Raw genomic sequence first — 18,513 nt, 5'->3', positions numbered from 1 at the left:
ACGCTGTGTGTCTGATTTATGAATTAATATTCATGAATCTCTCATAATTAATTTACTGTGTCATGATAAATAGCATTAATCATATTTTAAGTAACCTCGTATAACGATTATAGGCAGGAATTTACACCTATGAAAGCACCATTACCCGATGACGAAGCAGCAAGAGTTGAAGCTCTTTTAGAGTATAAAATTCTTGATACCCAACCTGAAGAGTCTTTTGATGAACTGACTCGGTTAGCTTCGTATATTTGCGGTACTCCCATCGCCTTGGTTAGTTTAGTTGATACCAACCGCCAATGGTTTAAATCTAAAGTGGGTTTAGAAGCGCCAGAAACCCCACGTGATCTAGCATTTTGCGCTCATGCGATTTTACAAAAAGATGTTTTTATTGTTCCTGATACCACAACTGATAAACGGTTTGCTGATAACCCACTAGTAACATCAGACCCGAATATCCGATTTTATGCGGGTGTCCCTCTGACTAATGCTGAAGGATACAGTTTGGGAACCCTTTGTGTAATTGATCGAGTACCGCGAAATCTCACATCTGAACAAGTAGAGGCTTTACGAATTTTAGGTAATCAAGTCATTAAGCAACTGGAACTGCGACGCAATTTAGCCAGTTTGGTACTCGTAAATCAGCAGCGTCAACAATCAAAAAAAGCCCGGTTCCAATTCTTCAAAAAGATTGCTGGCGGGTTTGGGTTAGCATCAGCAATTCTCCTCCTTATTGGTTTGGTTTCCTATCAGAATACAAAAACTTATATAGACATTATTAATCAACAGCAAAAAACCTTAGAAAAAATTAATCTTCAAGAACAATTACTTTCATTGCTAATAAATGCTGAAACTGGGCAGCGTGGTTATATTATCACGGGTGATCAGTCTTATTTAGAACCTTATAAATTGGCAGTTAATCAGATTGACGGAACAATTCAAACACTAAAAAACTTAACAGCAAATCAACTTAATCAACAAACTCAGTTTACCACCCTAGAAAGTTTGATAGCAACCAGGCTAACAGTAATTAACCAGACTATCGAGTTAAGGCAAAACCAGGGATTTGAGGCGAGTTTGCAGGTAATCAAAACTAATCAAGGGAAAAATCTCATGGATGATATCCGCGAGATCATCTATGAAATGGAGCAAGAAGAACAAATACAACTTCAGCAACAGTCTTTAGCCGCAAGCACCAGCAGATTTAAAAGTATTGTGACAGTGGCGATCGCCATTATTCTGTGTTTGATGATTCTGGCTTTTATCTACTATCTGATTTATCGCGAAGTCACTGAGCGAACCAGGACTGAGGAAGTATTAAAACAAGAGCGCAATTTTATTTCAGCTATCGTAGATACAGCCAGTGTTTTAGTAGTAGTTATGGATTTACAAGGGCGAATTGTTCGTTTTAATAAAGCTTGTGAGCAAACCACAGGTTACACATTTGATGAGGTGAGAGATAGACCTTTTTGGAAATTGTTTTTAATTCCAGAAGACGTGGAACCAATCAAAGCTGCTTTTAAGCAGATAGCTCGTGGTGACAAAATTAAAAATTACGAACATTACTGGTTAACGAAGCATGGTAATCGCCGATTAATTGCATGGTCTAATACCATCCTGAATGACGAACAAGGAAAGGTTGAATATATTATTGCTAGTGGTATTGATATTACTGCTCGCAAACGAGCCGAAAAGGATTTGGCGGCTCAATATGCTACTACCAAGGCTTTAGCAGCATCTGAAACTATTGGTGAAGCTACACAAGGCATCTTATCAGGTATCTGCCAGAGTTTGGGTTGGGATTGGGGGGAAATTTGGATGCTAGATCAGCAAACAAATGGTCTGCGCTGTCTCGACATTTGGTATGAAGTATCCTCTGAACTACAAGACTTTGAAATCATCACCAGACAAACTATTTTTGCGCCAGCAGTGGGATTACCTGGGCGTGTCTGGGCTAGTGGCCAACCTATATGGCTCAGTGATGTAGGTGATGACGTGAATTTTCTGAGAATGGAAGTTGCGGCTCAAGTGGGATTGCACGCAGCTTTTGGTTTTCCCATCCGTAGTGGTAACATCACTGTAGGTGTCATGACTTTCTTCAGCAAGACAATTCAGCAACAAGATGCAGATTTGCTGAAAATCATGATGTCTATAGGTAGTCAGGTCGGTCAGTTTATCAAACGGAAGCAAACAGAAGAAAAATTAAATCAGCAAAACTTGCGATCGCAATTATTAGCCGATGTCACTTTAAAAATTCGCGAGTCTTTACAAATCGATGAGATTCTGCAAACTAGCGTTACAGAAGTGCAAAAACTATTACAAGCAGACCGGGTAGTCATCTCGCAATTGCAAGCCAATCATTCTTTAACAGTGCTGAAAGAAGCTGTAATTCCTGATTTACCTGTAGTGATGGGTCAAAATATTATTGAACCTTGTTTCACTGATAATTATTTCCAGAAATACTATCAAGGTCAAATAGGCATTATTCATGATATAGAAAAATCTGATATTGAGACTTGTTATAAAGAATTGCTGTCACATTTTCAGGTCAAAGCTAATCTTGTTATTCCTATTTTCTTGCAAAATAAACTTTGGGGATTGCTCATAGCCCACCAATGTCATCATCCCCGACAATGGAATGATTGGGAAATTGAACTTTTGCGATCGCTTGCTGATCAAGTCGGTATTGCTTTAGCCCAAGCCAAGTTACTAGAAGGCGAAAAACTCCAACGAGAAGAACTAGAAATTGCCCGCCAAGAAGCAGAATTAGCCTCTCAAGCCAAAAGTGCTTTTTTGGCAAATATGAGTCATGAAATTCGCACACCCATGAATGCTGTCTTGGGGATGACTGGCTTATTATTAGAAACTAATTTGAATAGAGAACAGCGTGATTTTGCCGAAACAATTCGGATTAGTGGCGATGCGCTTTTATGCTTAATCAATGAAATTTTGGATTTGTCAAAACTAGAAGCTGGAGAAATGTTTCTAGAAACTTTAGATTTTGACTTATCCACTTGTGTAGAAGAAGTATTAGAATTATTAGCACCCCAAGCCCATAAGCAGGAATTAGAAATTGCCGGATTAATTCATCGCAACGTCCCGGTTCATCTCCAAGGTGATGCTAGTCGGTTGCGACAAATTTTGATGAATCTAGTTGGTAACGCTATCAAGTTCACCAGCACAGGAGAAATTGTCGTCCGAGCCGAACTGCTATCACAAACTCCCAACACAGTCACCATTCATTTTTCCGTCACAGATACAGGTATCGGTATTTCTTCTGAAGACCAAAACAAACTATTTCAGCCATTTACCCAAGTGGATGCTTCCATTACTCGCAAGTATGGTGGTACAGGTTTGGGACTAGCTATTTCTCAGCAGTTGGTGAGCTTAATGGGGGGAACAATTGGGGTGAACAGTCAGCTAGGAAAAGGATCTCAATTTTGGTTTAAGCTAACTTTTACTCAGCAGCTTCAGCCTGTTCACTCTATCCAGGAGAGCGTAATTCTCACCCATCGGCGCTTGTTAGTGGTGGATGATAATGCGACAAACCGTAAAATTATCTATCATCAAGCTACCCATTGGGGAATGCAGGTTGATGAGGCGGCTAGTGCTGTCCAAGCCCTGAATACTTTACAAACTGCGGCGGAAACGGGAATGCGCTATGATTTGGCTTTGATTGATATGCAAATGCCTCAAGTAGATGGTTTAACATTGGGAACACAAATTAAAGCCAACCCTCTAATTGCGGATATTCCCTTAATTATGTTGACCTCTACTAATCAAAGAGAGGAAGTCCAAAAAGCGCTAAATATAGGATTTGTCAGTTATTTGGTCAAACCTGTGAAAGCATCTCGGCTACTCGATACAATCGTGAATATATTGGAAAGCCGACCAAATTCTCCAGAAATTCAGAAACCAACTATTAATAAAACTACTTTGACTAAATCCCAGTTGAAAATTTTGATAGCAGAAGATAATTTAGTGAATCAAAAAGTGGCTCTGAAGCAATTGCAAAATTTAGGTTATGAAGCTGATGTAGCTGCTAATGGCCAAGAAGTTTTACAGCTATTAGACAGAATACCCTATGACTTAATTCTCATGGATTGCCAAATGCCAGTTTTAGATGGTTTAGAAACTACACGCGAAATTCGTCGTCGGATTCATCGCCAACCTGTGGTAATTGCCATGACAGCTAATGCTATGAAAGAAGACCAACAAATCTGTCTAGATGCTGGGATGAATGATTATTTAAGTAAACCAGTTAATAAGGAAAAGTTAGCCAGAGCAATAGAGCATTGGAGCCAGATAATATTGAAGCCAAATGTTGAGATTAAATTAGGAATTGATTGGGAACATTTACATCAACTTTCGGAAAATAACAGCGAATTTGAATTAGAATTATTACAAATATTTGTTGAAGATAGCCAGTTACATTTAGAAGCAACCAAAGCTGCGATCGCATCTCGTAATTTTCAGCAACTGGCGCGAGAAGCACATCACCTTAAAGGTGCAAGCGCTAATGTAGGCGCTATATCTATGCAGCAAGCCGCAGAAAGGCTAGAACAATTGAGTCATGAAGATGACTGTGCTAACACCACCGAATTAGTGTCAGAATTAGAAGGTTTTCTTCAGGAAATTCAAGCGCTTTTAGCTGATTAATATTCTACAATCAGCTAACAATTATCAGTTAACACTCAAGAGACATAATTGAGTTTAAGTCCCCCAGTATACGCCTTGATAACTGATAACTGTTCACTGATAACTGTTCACTGTTCACTGTTCACCGTTCACTGTTCACTCATTTAGCCAAATCTACCACTGACATAATTTCGGGTATCTTCTTGCTGGGGATCATTGAAAAGGGCTTCTGTAGAATTGTATTCAACTAGATAACCACTCCGACCACCTTCTGCAACTTTCACATTGAAAAAGGCTGTGTTATCAGACACCCGTGCTGCTTGTTGCATATTGTGGGTGACGATCACAATCGTATAATCCTCTTTCAGTTGGTGAATTAGTTCTTCCACCCGTAAAGTAGAAACAGGGTCTAAAGCAGAACAAGGTTCATCCATGAGAATGATTTCCGGTTGGACTGCGATCGCTCTCGCAATACACAAGCGTTGTTGTTGTCCCCCAGATAAAGAAGCCCCACTTTGGCGCAGTTTATCTTTAACTTCATCCCACAAAGCAGCTTGTCGTAGACTCCGTTCCACCAATTCATCCAAATTACCTCTATAGCCGTTAATTTTGGCTCCAAAAGTAATATTGTCATAAATTGATTTAGGAAACGGGTTTGGTCTTTGAAATACCATCCCAATTCTGCGGCGCACCTCTACAGGATCAATATTTGGTGCATACAGATTGTCATTGTAAAAATAAACTTTCCCTTCGGCTCGAAACGAATCAACCAGGTCATTCAGACGGTTATAGCATCGCAGCAATGTACTTTTACCGCAGCCAGAAGGGCCAATAAAGGATGTCACCTGATTTTTCGGGATATTCAGCCAAATATTCTGCAAAGCTAAGAACTTGCCGTAGTAAACGTTCAGATTTTCTGTTCGTAAAACGGTTTCCGTGTCATTCACCGTACTAGTTTTAGTAGCCATAATATCGTCTAGTGTAATGTTAATTTTGGCGATCGAGAACCGTACTTGAGGTACAGTTTCACTAAGCTTTTTGACGAGTTGCCCAACGAGCCAGGATACTGGTAATCAAAACCATTAATACCAAGACCAAAGAAGCCGCCCAAGCCAGTGATTGCCAATTGTCAAAAGGCGAAATCGCAAAGTTGTAAACTAAAACAGCCAAGGAGGGAGTAGGTTTGAGTAAGCCACTAGGCCAGAATTGAGAGAATAAAGCCGTAAATAATAAAGGCGCAGTTTCGCCAGAGGCGCGAGCGATCGCTAAACTAGAACCAGTCACAATTGCGGGTAGAGCAGCTGGCAAAACAATTTGTGTTACTGTTTGAAAATTAGTTGCACCTAAACCCAGAGATGCTTGGCGCAAATCTTGCGATACTAACTGTAAAGCTTCATCAGTAGTTTTGACAATAATTGGTAACATCAAAATTGCCAAAGCAAACCCCCCGCCCAGAGCCGAGTATGAGCCTAAATTCAGCCTGACTAAACCCAAAACCACAATCCCGTAAGCAAACACCCCAGCAATAATAGAAGGAACGCCACTCAAAACATTAGTAGCAAATCGTATCACTCTAGCGATTTTACCAGTACTAAACTCTGTTAAATAAATAGCAGCTAAAACACCAAAAGGAATGCTAATTAATGCTGCAATACTTACCATAATTAGAGTTCCTAAAATGGCATTACCAAAACCTCCTCCCTCTCTCAGGGGTGGGGGTGGTAGTTCAGTAAATACACTAAGTTCCAGACTACTAAAGCCCTTAATAATAATGTAAGTTAGTACTGCCACTAAAGGCACCAGCACTAACACCCCACAGATAAATGCTACCACTGTCATCGCTGTATTAAACAGCGTCCGGGGAGATTTAAAAGAGCGGGTCAAACTGCGTTCAGGAAATTTCGATGTCATAATTAAATCCACAACTAGGCTAGATCCGCTTCACTCGCAGAACAATCAACTCTGCCATAATATTCACAAAAAGCGTGATAAAAAACAAAACCAAGCCCGCGTACATTAAAGAAGCAATTTGTAAACCACCAGCTTCCGCAAATTGATTCGCCAGTAGAGAAGCAATTGTATTAGCTGGAGCAAAAATTGAGATATTAATATTGTTGGCATTACCAATCAACATTGTCACCGCCATTGTTTCTCCCATCGCCCGACCAAGTGCCAGCATAATAGCACTGACGATGCCAGAAAAAGCTGCGGGAATAATCACTTTTAAAATTGTTTCCCAACGAGTTGCACCCAATCCCATAGATGCTTGACGCAAACCAGAGGGTATAGAAATTAGTGCATCACGAGATATAGCTGTGATAATTGGCACAATCATAATTGCCAAAATCACTCCCGCCGGAAACATTGATGGACCAGTAGGAGCCGTGCTAAAAAATGGTATCCAGCCAAAGTAAGAATTAATCCATTTCCCCACATCGTTCAAAAGCGGAATTAAAACGAAAATTCCCCATATTCCGTAGACAACACTGGGAATAGCCGCCAGCAGTTCTACCAAGAACACTGTTACCACCCGCACTTGGGTAGGGAGAAAATTTTCACTCAATAACACAGCCGTCCCCACACCAATGGGTACAGCTATCAACAAACCAAGAAAAGAACTGACTATAGTTCCATAAATTTGCGGTAGCACCCCATAATCATCAATAACTGGATTCCAGGCACTGTTGATTAAAAAACCTACACCATACTTTTGAATAGCTGGCCAGGCTTCAATAGTCACCTGTGCCGCAATCCATAATAAAGTCGCTGCGACAGCTAAAGCAAAAAATCGAGTCAGCCAAATAAAGCCCCGGTCTAGCAAATTTCTGAGTTCAGAGCTGCTTTTTATATTTGCTGATTGCAGACTTGAAGAATTTGTAGTCATGACTACCAAATGTAACAATTAAATCACAAAAAAATGTGAGAGTAAACCAGATTAGTAAAATTGTCGCTTCATCAACTAGAGCAAATTTGAGATATGGCGAAATCAGGGTTGCTAGTTGGGAATGTTAATAAAGCGACAGGCTTGTTAATCTGCTGATTAACTTTTGATTCTGGTTACTCCATCTCTGGACTCACTACTGTTGACAATTTATCAGCACTACTTACTAGCGCTAGAACCACTGCCACTTACAGATATTTGATAATCGGGACTGATTTGATCCGCCGCCGCCGCCACTTTTTCTACCACAGCTTGAGGTAAGGGAATATACCCTAATTCCCCAGAGATTTTTTGACCTTCAGTTAAAACGTACTCAATAGTAGCTTCCATTGCCTTGGCTTTTACTGGATCGGCATAATTTTTGTACGCCAGAATCCAACTGAAACTCACAATCGGGTAAGATTCATCTCCTTCAGGATCTGGTACAAAGGCACGCAGATTTTCTGGCAATTGTATTGCTGCTAAAGTTTGAGATGCTGAATTGTCATTGTATTTAACAAATTTGCCAGCCTTATTTTCCAAAGCAGCATAACTGAGGTTCTGTTGTTTGGCGTAGCCGTACTCAATGTAACCCATAGAACCCTGAGTTTGTTTGATTTGGGCAGTTACACCTTCATTACCCTTACCACCCACTCCTACTGGCCAGTCTACAGTTTTACCTTCCCCAACTTTGTCTTTCCACTCTGGACTGATAGCAGCCAAGTGTTTTGTAAACACACCTGTAGTACCACTACCATCAGAACGATGTATCCATGCAATCGGCTGGTCGGGAAGGTTAGCGTCTGGGTTAGCTGCAACCATTCTGGGATCGTTCCAAGTCTTGACTTTACCTAAAATGATATCTACGTAAAGGTCTCTTGGCAGGTTTAGTTCTGTAACACCAGGTAAGTTGTAAGCCAATACAATTCCACCAGCTGTCACTGGGAGCAAAATTACGCCCTTATCTTGTGGTACTTGCTGAATTTCTTCATCCTTCATCGCCACATCACTGGCTCCAAAGTCTACAGTACCTCTAGTAAATTGCTCAACTCCCGCGCCACTACCCACTGACTGATAGTTAACTCGCAGGTTAGGATATTTTTTGTTAAGATCCGCAAACCAACTTTGGAATAAAGGTGCTGGAAAAGACGCGCCCGCACCAGTTAATGCTACATCGCCGCCCAAATCCAATTTCACAGGAGTTGTAGCTGTCGTATCTGTAGCAGTACCACCGGGAGTTTCTGAGACTTGCTCTGTGCCACAAGCCCCTAAGCCGAATGTCAGTGCTAACACTGAAGCTGTAGCCGCTAGGCGACTCTTTTTGATTATATGTAGACGTGATAGCATTGCTGTCAAACTTTGGTAAATTTCCAGATGAGCGATACCAGGATACCCCTAAGAGATAGATATTAAGGTAAACAAAAGGTTAACAAAGTCAAAAACTTCACTTTTTTGGTTTTGTTAAATTGAAACTTGATTTCGTGGATCAAATTTATACATATTTTATGTCCCCACTAGCTCGGCGTTAACTGACAACTGAAAACTCATAACCCAAAGCCCATTAGTGGTAAGCTTTGGTGCAAGGTCTAAATCCCCCACCATACCCCTTCATAAATGATAACTGCTATATAAAACCTAGACAAAACTAGACTTTACTTTCTACTTCAACGGGAGCATGGGAGCAGTTATCCCTCAGTAGACTTTCACGCCTTAGCCAGACGCGATTGTGTTCCAATTAAGTTTCTGAAAAAGACTACCACCATCATTGCTTGGTTTTCGCGTCGGCAATAGTCTCAATTCAATACTTGATATCACCGTATTATATATCAAGTAGTTGATTTTTTCCTAAAATATATATTGATTTTTGTCAATATAAGTATAGTTTTGTCTATGAAATTGTCAACTTAGGACTTGCTCTTCACTGTTCACTGTTGCAGCAGTTTTCGGTTAATTAGACCACAGTGTAAAGAGGTTGTATGCAACGTTTCTACAGGGTTTTAACTTCTGTTGTGTGTTTCATTTATAGCTGGGGAGTGGGGTGTGGGGTGTGGGGAGTAGGGTAAAAACGTTTCGGTGTCTAACTTTTGTGATCAGTTTATGTCCTAACATCCTTGGCGGTTGCTATACCTGAAAATTGCTGTAAGCAACAAAAATATCCCGCCCAGCTGTGGTGCTGTGGCGAGAGAGTTTCAACATTGCTCCATCATCCCAAACAATATTTGAGAGCTTTTGTACTGGAGAATTCTTTAACTACTGACCTTGACTTTGTAATACCCAACCTGATGTTCTTTGCGCCAAGCATGGGGAGGTAAACCGTGATGTTGGCGAAACTGACGGGAGAAATGGGAAACATCTTGATAACCCAATGCTCTGGCTATTTGCTCCACCGTTTGGTGATCATTTTGCAATAAAAACCGCGCTCCTTGCATCCGGCGTTTCACAATCCAACTATTGATAGTCTCTCCTGTCTGCTTTCCGACTTGATTAGTTAAATAAGCAGGTGAATAACCAACTGCTTCAGCTACATCACACAGCGTAATTCCTTCATGATAATGGGCTTCGATAAAGTCAAATACTTTTTTTAATTGGGGAACACAGGGAAATATGGATGGCGGTTGATTGAAAGCTGAAGTTTGATCTGCGGATGATGATTTTTGAGCCTCTTGGAATTTAGTAGCACACCAGTTTTGGAGCATAGCTTGTCTTTGCAACTGGGTAGAGATGGCTCTGAGCAATTCGTCTAGTGTAAAAGGTTTAGTTACATAGTCATCTGCACCTAACTCCATACCTTTGCGAACACATCCCCTAGTGCAGCTACCAGTGATAAAAATAAAGGGAATAATTGCTGTAACCGGATCTTGGCGTAGCATGGTGAGAACACTATAACCATCGATATCAGGCATGGTAATATCGCAAACCACTAAATCAGGTAAATGCTCTTGTGCTTGTTGGATACCAGCAAGACCATTTTCAGCACTTATAGTATCAAAACCTTTCGCCTGAAGACCTTTTACATAAAGATTGCGGGTAACAGTATCATCTTCAATTACCAGAATTTTTTTCGCCGATTCATACTTCATTTTTTAGCACCCTAAATTGTGGCAGAAAACGGACAAGATTAATTTTTAATTTCTCAGATTTATCACTGGGAAAAGACAGATTCTGCTTTAATTAATGGCAGCATGACAGTAAAGGTAGTGCCTACAGCAACCTCACTTTCCACAGAAACTTGACCGCCATGTAAATCTACAAGAGTTTTGATAATCGATAACCCTAGTCCAGTACCGGGTATATTATCAACATTGCTCCCTCGATAAAATGGTTCAAATAAACGTTGTTGATCTTTGTAGGGAATGCCAATTCCCTTGTCTTTTACCTGGAAAATTACCTGACCATTCTCGCAAGCCAGCATGAAATCAACCCTCATGTTAGAGGGAGAATATTTAATAGCATTTTCCAGCAAATTTTTTAAAATAGGCTCTAGTAATTTTGGATCAACACAGGCCATTAGGCAATAAAATTGACTGACAAAATTGATGGGCTTTTGGCTCATGCTCATGTGCATTTGTGCCACTAAAATATCACATAAATTCACTAAATCAAGCGGTTGAGGCTCAAAATTTATTTTGGCTGTTTCTGCTTTCGCAAAGAACAAAGTATCATCCAACATCTGGCTGATTTGTTCGATAGCTTTTTCAATATGATCGAGTAATGGTTGTATTTTCTGCTCTGTGTGTTTATCTACTTGTTGTTTAAGTAAGCTATTGGAGAATGAAACAATATTTAGTGGAGTCCGAAATTGATGACAAACCATAGCCAGAAACCGCGCTCTGAGTTCGCTGAGTTGTTTTGCTTGTTCTAAAGCTTGGTTAAGTTCTGATTCGACATTTTTGTAATCTGTAATATCAATACCTGTAATTAGTTCAACTGGTTTTCCTCCGAAATCCAGCATTCCATCAAGTTTTGCAACCGCGCAAGCTAGCCAGCGTTCTGTACCATCTTTTTTCAGAAGATTCATCTCTTGGTATTCAAAATTCGCTGCTGCGTTTTGGTGGCGTACCTGTCTGTGTTCTCTACTTTTGATGAGTCGGCGAAGATCAAAATCATTTAGCAGTTCTTCTTTTTTGTAGCCAGTCAGTCTTTCTACCGCAGGATTTATGTAACAAAGCCGTGTGTTTTGCAGCAGGAAAATGTTGGCTTCTGTTGTTTCTGCTAAAGTCCGGAATCTAGCTTCATTCAGTCTTAGTGTTGCTTCTGTTTCTTGGGTTTGGGTAATATCCCAAATACTCCATACTCTACCGACAATTTTATCACCCAGATAGTGAGGTTTAGATTGGTGTGCAAATGTCCTACCATCCTTCAACTCCAAAATATAATAACTCTCGAAATCACATTGGCTAGAAATTTCGCAAATGAGCCGAGAAAAGGCTTCTGGATCTTTGAGTTTATTCTGAAAGAAGGCTTTAAATTGAGGGCATTTATGGGATAATATCAGGGATTCGGGAATTTGCCACATATCGATAAACTTCTGATTTAAACTCAGAATATCTCCCTGAAAGTTAACGGCAACAATGCCGACGGCAGTAGATTCGAGGGTAGAATTAAATATGGACAGGGATATTCCCAGTTCTACTTCTTTTGTAGTTAGTTGCGAAACTTCTTGTTGAAAATAGTTTTTGGCGTTCCTTAATTCATCGATCCATGTTTGTACACTCAATTCTATTATGGCATCGCTTTTGTCTCGCACAACAGCACAGCCAAACTTCTGACCTTGATTTTCTACATAGAACATAGCAATTTCTACCAGAAATATCCGCCCTCCCTTAGCGCGATAGCGAGATTTAAAGGTAGAGTAATCTTGTGATTTGATATCTGACCAATTATGTAGAGACCAGTCTATATCTATATCATGTAGCCTGAGAGAAAGTAATTCCTCGCGGGAATACTCAGTCATTTTGCAGGTAGCATCGTTGACGTAAATAAACTGTTGATTTTCTCCTAAACAAAAAGCCGGATCTACAGATTGATTTATCAAGAAATAAGCAAGTTTTAAATCTATTTCTGGCTGTAGTTTCCTTTGAGAATTGGGAAAAAATAACCTATGTTCACTAGAATTCATGAGTCTATTCTCTCTTTGTCATAAGTCAGCACTATAGCCCTAAATAAACATATTTTGAATTTCCTGCTCACAAATTATTAAAGAATTAATTAAAATCATCTATATATTGGATTCTTAAATAACTAGTAATAAAGAAAATAAATTTAGGAAATCACACTTTATTTTGGTTCAATTTTCGGATTTAGCCAATGTTTTTATCGGACTAGAGAAAATTACTGTGGAAAATGCATTTACCCTATTAGTTTAACAACTGGAGTGCTGATAAAAATAATTTGAATTTACGGTGTTAATACATCATTTTAAAATGAGATATTATCTGAATTAAACTCTCATGCTGGAACGCATAAATCACAAAATAGATAATTCAATTTGGTTAAATATGTAACCATTTAAGTTGAATTATTACAAGATAATCGATACCTAAAACGATCTGCATAGCGTTCAAATTATCCATATCATGATCTACCCACAAATTTGAAAACTAATATTTATTATAATCCATAAAATCTCTTATTTGTACAGTCTATAGAGATTAATTTTCCACATATAAATAATAAATCTTTGGGCATAATCTTCAGTTTGTAATTTTTTTTAACCTCTTATGTATTGTTAAAGATTTAACTATATGGTGGGTTCCTAAGTCATCTGCCCTGAGAAATACATCTCATTAGAGAAAAATAACGTAGTACTAGATTATTTGTTTTAAGAAAAACATTTTTTAGATAAAAATATCTAATTATTGCTTATTCATCTATCTCAAGAAATAGAAATAATTAATCCTATATGTCTGAATGAGCGTCATAAAAGTAACTTTCAAGAGGGTTGAGGGAAAATATAAAAAGTGTTTTTCATTTGAATAATTATTTTATTAAGTTAAAATGAGAAATTTTGGCGATTATCACCTCAATAGATGCGAACACAGATGTAGCAGTTCGTGGCTATGGCTAACGCCATGCTCCGCTATTGGTGTATGGTAAACAAATAAACACAGATAATATATAGGATTCCTATTTGATTTTTGAAAAGACACGTAGGGTGTGTTAAAGCGAGGAGAGTACGCCACCAAAGCCTAAATAATGGTGCGTTACGGATTTCATCCTAACGCACCCTACTATACTTAAATTTTTTCATAAATCAAACCGCATTCCTATAGTACCTAAGAGATTAGGAAACGCTATCTTTGTTGCACTTAATAAGCATAAAAAATTAATGTTTACAGTTGGCTAAGATTATACAAGATATTTCATCTGAGTAGTTACTAGGCGGGCATTTTAGCCCTCCGCTACAAGATTTATAAAATTAATGTGTGTAGTTGATTTACTTACAAAGTGCTGGAACAAAAAATTTGACAACCCTAGCAAAAGAATATTGATTGCAAATATGCCTTGATAATCTTCAAACTCACAGTAGATAAATCTGCTGATGTAATTTACTTATAACTGTCACAGCGAAAAAATTGACAACCCTATCCAAAGAAAATTGATTGCAAATATGTTTTGATGAACTCTATGATGATTCCCATAAGCACGTCGTTGACTGTGTACGCTTTACAAAAAAAATGGTAACTGCGCTCACAACCATGCATTAGCAGTATTCAACCGTCTTTACTATTGATCTAATCCGGTCATAACTGTAAAAAACAGAGACGTTTGTATGAGATATTCCCAGCAATGTGAATGTGCGAAGAAAGGAGCCTTTATACAAGTTTCTGGAATTACGTTAAATCTATGAGTCAAAACTATACTGATTCAAATTCTCCTCAAATGACCACTGAGCTATACAAGGAATTACCACCAAACAACTATGTAGAATCTTCGCCAAACGGTTCTCATCAGTTGGAGAAATTAGAGCAAAAAACGGAAATTACACCTTTTTTAGGGAATGAACCCCCCAAGCTCTCGGTTGCTGAGGCGATCGCTCAAATGTTAGAAAGTTTGGGAGTACAATATGCTTTTGGGGTAGCCGGTGGTGCAATGGCTAGCGTTTGGAATGCGCTATCTAATAGCAATATAGAGGTGTTGAACTTTCGCCATGAAGCTGGGGCGGCTTTTGCGGCTTCCGAGGCTTATTTTGCGAGCGATCGCCCTACGGTAGTTTTTACCACAGCCGGGCCAGGGATCACAAACGCCCTCACCGGCTTGTTTGCAGCCCGTGGAGAAGGTGCAAAAGTGATTTTACTCTCAGCTTGCACTTCCGCCCCGCAACGGGGACGCTGGGCGATTCAGGAAACCAGCAGCTACACCCTACCCAGTGGCGGAATTTTTACCCCAGGGGCGCTGTTCAACTATGCAATCACCATTGAATCGGCGGCGCAACTTCCCCAGATTTTCCGCAAAATTGCTTTAGGTTTAGCGCAACCAGGCGGATTTGTCGTCCATTTAAGTATTCCCACTGCGGTGCAGACCAGCTTAGTTGATGATATCTCCCTACCGCAACTAGATGTGCCGAGTTTTCCCATGACTGCTCCATTCGAGGCGATCGCCAAATCTGTAGAATTACTATCTGGGGTCAAATTTGCCATCTGGGTCGGTTTTGGCGCTCGTCACGCAGCCGAGGAAATTCGCCAATTCGCCGAAAAAACCGGAGCCGCAGTCATGTGTTCACCCCGTGGTAAAGGTATCTTTCCCGAAGATCATCCCCAGTTTGTCGGTGTTACAGGTTTGGGCGGTCATGCTTCAGTGTTGAATTACATGGAAGAAGAAACTCCCATACGCACCCTCGTATTAGGAACCCGCTTAGGCGAACCCACATCCTTTTGGAGTAAAGTCATGGTTCCCTCTGGAGGCTTTATTCATGTAGACATTGATCCAGAAGTTCCAGGGGTAGCCTATGCAGACGCACAAACATTCCCAGTTCAGGCTGATATCAAAGCTTATATGCAGGAACTCTTGCAGCAATGGCCAGATATTCCGCCTTGTTCCGCAGATATCAGCCTACCTCATCCAGAATTCCCAGCCATTGCAACCCTTTCAGATGTATATCCAGTGCGACCAGAAGTGTTAATGGCTGCAATTCAGAAAATCATCGTTGAGGGTAGCGATGCAGTGGTTATGGCCGAGTGTGGTAATTCTTTTACTTGGTCAACTCATTTCCTGCGATTTGCTCAAACCAATCGTTACCGAGTCAGCACCGGAGTTGGGGCTATGGGACACACAGTCACAGGGGTATTAGGTGCTGCACAAGCCCGAAATGGTAAAGCTGTAGCGGTTGTGGGCGACGGAGCAATGTTGATGAATAACGAAATCAGTACAGCTGTGAAATACAATATTCCGGCTGTCTGGATTGTCCTCAATGATGCCCGTTACAATATGTGTCATCAAGGCATGAAAATGTTGGGATTAAAAGGTGCAGATGCAGAAATGCCTGAAACCAACTTTGCCATGATTGCTCGTGGTATGGGTGCAGAAGCTATTGGTGTGGTGCGAGAGTCGGATTTAGAAGCTGCATTAGAACAAGCGATCGCCTCAAATGTTCCCTTTCTAGTTGATGTCGTCATTGATGCTGACAAAACCGCACCCTCTGGTGGAAGAAATAAAAGTTTGGCGGCACAAGGAGTCAAATCAAATCAAGTTAACGGTGCAATTAAACCAGCTTCATTTCCATCAGTTTAACCGTCCCAATTTTGGATTTTGGATTTTGGATTTTGGATTAAAGTATTTTTTCAATTTAAATCTAAAACTGGGAATCTAAAATCTAAAATTGTTTAATTGGCATTTAATTACTTGAAATTATCCTAAAAATAATGTTGGAAAACGCAAATGTTGCTATTTGAAACTGTGAGAGAAATGGGTCATGAGCAGGTTATATTCTGTCATGGCAAAAACCCCGATATCAAGGCGATTATTGCTATCCATGATCGAACTCTCGGACCAGCAATGGGAGCGACAAGACTCTTCCCCTACGTTAGTGAAGAAGCTGCTTTAAAAGACGCGCTGCGCCTCAGTCGTGGTATGACCTATAAAGCCGCCTGTGCTAACATTCCGGCTGGTGGAGGAAAAGCAGTAATTATTGCTCATCCTGAACAGAAAACACCTGAACTCTTCAGAGCTTATGGACGTTTTATTGAAGGACTGAATGGACGTTTTATCACAGGACAAGATGTCAATCTAACTCCTGAAGATGTCCGCTCAATCCGTAAAGAAACAAAATATGTCGTTGGGGTATCAGAAAAGTCGGGCGGTCCCGCTCCCGTCACCGCCCTCGGAGTATTTTTAGGCATCAAAGCTGCTGTAGAATCTCATTGGGAAAGCCAAGAACTTAAAGGACTCAAAGTTGCCATTCAAGGCTTGGGAAACGTCGGTAAAAATCTTTGTCATCACTTACATGAACATGGAATGAAACTCTATGTCACCGATGTAGATACAGCCAAAACAGAAGAAGTAAAACAACTATTCGGTGCAACTGTTGTCAGCCCCAAAGAAATTTATGCCCTTGATGTTGATATATTTGCTCCTTGTGCTTTAGGAGGAATGCTCAATAGTGAAACAATACCTCTGCTCAAAGCGGGAATTATTGCCGGCGCGGCTAATAATCAGTTAGGAGATGAGCAAATACATAGTCAAATGCTGACCCAAAAAGGCATTACTTACTGCCCTGATTATGTAATTAATGCTGGAGGTTTGATTAATGTTTACAACGAAATGATTGGCTACAACGAAGAAAAAGCCTTTCAACAAGTCCATAACATTTATGACACCCTTCTCGCCATCTTTGACATTGCTAAACAGCAGAAAATTACCACAAATGATGCATCCAAACAGTTAGCAGAAGACCGGATAATGAATGCTAAAAAAAGCAAGATTCCCGAACTTGCGGCTTAATTACTAAATATTAATTTAAGGAGTGAAAAATGGAAAAAAACTCATTTGCAACATCAACTTATATCGCTACTTCCCCAGAGAGCGCCTTTGAGTATCTTTGCAGTCTAAAAAACTTAGACGATTGGACACTTTTTAGCCGGATGATCGAGCAAATTGACGAAGATACCTGGCTGGGAACAGCATCAGGTTATCATAAAAATCTCTACTATCATGTAAAAAAGCTAGAAAATCCGCTTTTTTATGGCATCGAATGGCACTGTGGATTTGAGTACAATAACTACTTCCAAGTCTATCCTGTTTTATTGTTTCCTCCCAGCTACATTGACCCAGAAACCGATGAAAAAGGTGTGTACTTCCATTGGTTAAGCTTTGTCGATCCCAAACGACAAACCCCCATGATAATGCAGGGAATTCACACCGTACATACATCCGAAACTCGTTCCCTCAAAGCCATATTAGAACGCCAAGCCGGACGTAGTACAGCAGCCAAAGGTCGCCACTTCATCGATACCGATACCATTTATGTTGATGCGCCAATTAACATGGGAGTCAAGTATTTATCAGACTTAAAAAATATGGATGAGTGGGCGCATTTAGTCAGACCATCTGGAGAAATTACTTCCCAGTCAGGTGAATTCAGAGATGAATATGATCAAAAAATCAAAATTTCTCTGAGACTACATAACTTAAGCAAATACAACTTACTCGAACAAGAAAACTTTTATCCAGACTACGGATTTTATCAGCGTTCCGTCGCCCTCCTCATACCCACAGCTTACGCCTTCGCTGATCCTGAAGCATCAGGCTTCATCCTGCATAGAATCACATTTTGGAAAACAGATCAACTTCTCGCCCACGGGAAACTGCAAATAGAAGACTTTGGAGCCGAAAGCATGAACATCAAAAGGATGCTAGAAGCCCAAGCAGGAAACATAAAATCCTTTGACTTAGGAATGAGCTATATCCCAAAAAATCAAAATTCCCTAATTACCAGCCACTAAAAAAAACCTGAAAGCCCT

Annotated in this window: 10 protein-coding genes; 4 read left to right on the top strand and 6 right to left on the bottom strand. The window is 40.1% G+C overall.

Annotation, left to right across the window (positions count from 1 at the left end):
* Positions 1-129: 129 nt before the first annotated feature.
* Positions 130-4,656, top strand: coding sequence for a GAF domain-containing protein (locus NSP_RS23170; RefSeq protein ID WP_006194668.1), 4,527 nt, complete (start codon positions 130-132; stop codon positions 4,654-4,656).
* 143 nt (positions 4,657-4,799) lie between these two features.
* Here the strand turns inward: NSP_RS23170 and pstB are convergent, their stop codons facing one another.
* The 6 genes from pstB to NSP_RS23140 form a co-directional block, all read right to left on the bottom strand.
* The gene (gene pstB, locus NSP_RS23165; RefSeq protein WP_006194667.1) at positions 4,800-5,603 is read right to left on the bottom strand and encodes a phosphate ABC transporter ATP-binding protein PstB; all 804 of its coding nucleotides are present in this window, start codon (positions 5,601-5,603) and stop codon (positions 4,800-4,802) included.
* Between the two features lie 61 nt (positions 5,604-5,664).
* Positions 5,665-6,546: a phosphate ABC transporter permease PstA gene (gene pstA, locus NSP_RS23160; protein WP_006194666.1), complete on the bottom strand. Its 882-nt coding sequence runs from the start codon at positions 6,544-6,546 to the stop codon at positions 5,665-5,667.
* Positions 6,547-6,565: 19 nt separating this feature from the next.
* Complete coding sequence (pstC, locus tag NSP_RS23155) at positions 6,566-7,519, bottom strand: phosphate ABC transporter permease subunit PstC (RefSeq protein WP_006194665.1); 954 nt, start codon at positions 7,517-7,519, stop codon at positions 6,566-6,568.
* 216 nt (positions 7,520-7,735) lie between these two features.
* A complete protein-coding gene (gene pstS, locus NSP_RS23150; protein WP_006194664.1) occupies positions 7,736-8,902 on the bottom strand; it encodes a phosphate ABC transporter substrate-binding protein PstS in 1,167 nt (388 codons plus the stop codon).
* 899 nt (positions 8,903-9,801) lie between these two features.
* The gene (locus NSP_RS23145) at positions 9,802-10,635 is read right to left on the bottom strand and encodes a response regulator transcription factor (RefSeq protein ID WP_006194663.1); all 834 of its coding nucleotides are present in this window, start codon (positions 10,633-10,635) and stop codon (positions 9,802-9,804) included.
* A gap of 62 nt (positions 10,636-10,697) precedes the next feature.
* Positions 10,698-12,674 (bottom strand): scytonemin biosynthesis sensor histidine kinase, encoded by a 1,977-nt coding sequence (locus tag NSP_RS23140; RefSeq protein ID WP_006194662.1) that lies wholly within the window; start codon positions 12,672-12,674, stop codon positions 10,698-10,700.
* Between the two features lie 1,727 nt (positions 12,675-14,401).
* Between NSP_RS23140 and scyA the strand changes: the two genes are divergently transcribed.
* The 3 genes from scyA (at position 14,402) to scyC (ending at position 18,495) form a co-directional block, all read left to right on the top strand.
* Complete coding sequence (gene scyA, locus NSP_RS23135) at positions 14,402-16,285, top strand: scytonemin biosynthesis protein ScyA (protein ID WP_006194661.1); 1,884 nt, start codon at positions 14,402-14,404, stop codon at positions 16,283-16,285.
* Positions 16,286-16,432: 147 nt separating this feature from the next.
* The gene (gene scyB, locus NSP_RS23130; protein ID WP_006194660.1) at positions 16,433-17,494 is read left to right on the top strand and encodes a tryptophan dehydrogenase ScyB; all 1,062 of its coding nucleotides are present in this window, start codon (positions 16,433-16,435) and stop codon (positions 17,492-17,494) included.
* 29 nt (positions 17,495-17,523) lie between these two features.
* Positions 17,524-18,495, top strand: a complete 972-nt coding sequence (gene scyC / locus NSP_RS23125; protein ID WP_006194659.1) for a scytonemin biosynthesis cyclase/decarboxylase ScyC — start codon at positions 17,524-17,526, stop codon at positions 18,493-18,495.
* Positions 18,496-18,513: the final 18 nt, after the last annotated feature.

The sequence above is a fragment of the Nodularia spumigena CCY9414 genome, from assembly GCF_000340565.2.
Taxonomy (GTDB): domain Bacteria; phylum Cyanobacteriota; class Cyanobacteriia; order Cyanobacteriales; family Nostocaceae; genus Nodularia; species Nodularia spumigena.
This window is presented reverse-complemented; position numbering and strand designations above follow the sequence as displayed.